The 1,564-nt window shown below is 62.0% G+C and carries 2 protein-coding genes and 1 pseudogene; 1 reads left to right on the plus strand and 2 read right to left on the minus strand.

What is annotated here, in order from left to right:
• Positions 1–344, minus strand: a pseudogene (locus EOD07_RS38270) (hypothetical protein); the annotation flags it as partial.
• A gap of 75 nt (positions 345–419) precedes the next feature.
• The gene (locus EOD07_RS33890; protein ID WP_127238309.1) at positions 420–845 is read right to left on the minus strand and encodes a DUF3775 domain-containing protein; all 426 of its coding nucleotides are present in this window, start codon (positions 843–845) and stop codon (positions 420–422) included.
• Positions 846–1,023: 178 nt separating this feature from the next.
• Between EOD07_RS33890 and EOD07_RS33895 the strand changes: the two genes are divergently transcribed.
• Entirely contained in the window at positions 1,024–1,560 is a 537-nt protein-coding gene (locus tag EOD07_RS33895) for a tetratricopeptide repeat protein (protein ID WP_040990365.1), read from the plus strand.
• The last annotated feature ends 4 nt before the right edge of the window (positions 1,561–1,564 follow it).

The following is a 1,564-nucleotide window of genomic DNA, read 5'->3' on the forward strand; positions in this document are numbered from 1 at the left end:
GGCTCGGATTCCGTCCGCGGCCCTGATTGAGCGCCCTTCGAACGCGGCGGGCGGGCGTCCCATTTCGGATGCGACTTCTCCTGGTTGAGGAAGTCGTCATTGCTGTCGAGGCGGCTTTTGTCTTGCCCGGACTTATCGGTGCCGTTCTCCATATCCTGGGGACGCGGCCCCGGAACCGGTGTCGCCGGCGGCGTTTCAGGAGCCGGAGCGGCGCTCTGGCTGGCCGGCGGCACGTGCCTTTTGTGCCGATGATGATGTTTGGCAGAGGCCGGGTTAACGAGCAGGATCGCGGCCGCCACAGGCAGCGCCAGTCTGCAAAGTCGTGAAAGGCTCAGCGTTGCCATCGCCCCGAAACGGCAATCGTAGCGCGAAGTTGCTTGCACCAGATGCCTTGCCGATCACAATCGGTTACCGGCGCGTTACGCGCCGATGGCTTCAAGGCCTGCCTCCAGCCAGTCGGCAAGCATCGGCAGGCCGAGCAGATATTTGGCCGTGCGCTTCCTGGGACGCTCCCTGGCGGCGGCCACGGCATCCGCCCATTCGGATGCGTCATAGTCGCCGCGCCCGACCCAGGCGAGCGCGATCAGCTCGGCCGCTTCGTCGATGTTGAGATCGTTGATCAGCTCGCGGAATTCCTCCTCGGTGAGGTTTTCCGAGGCTTCCTCGACAAGGCCGTCATGGTGGTGGCTGGCATGCGTGCCGCCGTCGAACTCGACCTCGTGCTCGGCCCCGTCGTCATAGTCCTCGTTGATGGCGGCGCTCAGCGCCTTCGCCTTGAGGATGAACAGGCGCACCGTGTCCGGATCGATCGAAAGTTCCCACTCCTTTTCGAGGCGCTGCTGCACGGCCCTTCTCCACGTGATGCGCTTGGCTGCGATGATAGCGGAATTAAAGCGCGCGTCACGTCCGCAGGTAAATGCTTCTTTCCGGCCATCAAAAATAGTTCGGCAGCCGCTCGCATTTCGGGATGAAACCGCGCCAGAGCGGCGTTAATCTGCCATTGTCACGCTCATGGAGGCTTCGATGCGCAGACGTTTGCTTGTTCAGGTCATGGCTATCGCGGCGCTGCCGCTGTTCGTTGCTCCGGCTTTTGCAGCTGGTGAAGGCGGCAGCAGCAGTGGTCAGACGACCACCACCTGCAAGAAGGGCGAAGTTTGGGACAAGAAAAAGAACAAATGCGTGAAGCCGCAATATGGCATGCTGGATGACGACAGCATCTATGAGGCGGGACACGATCTGGCGATGGCGGGGCGCTATGACGAGGCGATCTCGGTGCTGACGCTCGCCGCCAACAAGCAGGATCCGCGCATCCTCAACTATCTCGGCTATTCGCACCGCCATTCGGGCCGTGTCACGGTCGGCCTAGGCTACTACGAGGAAGCGCTGAGGATCGACCCGAACTACACGTTGGTGCGGGAATATCTCGGCGAAGCGCATCTGCAGATCGGCGATCTCGCCGGCGCGCAGCAGCAGCTCCAGGAAATCGAAAAGCGGACCGGCAAGGGCTCGCGCGAATACGGCATGCTGTCCGAGCAGATCGATCATTTCCTGAGGAGCTGACAGG

Source organism: Mesorhizobium sp. M2C.T.Ca.TU.002.02.1.1 (genome assembly GCF_003997225.1).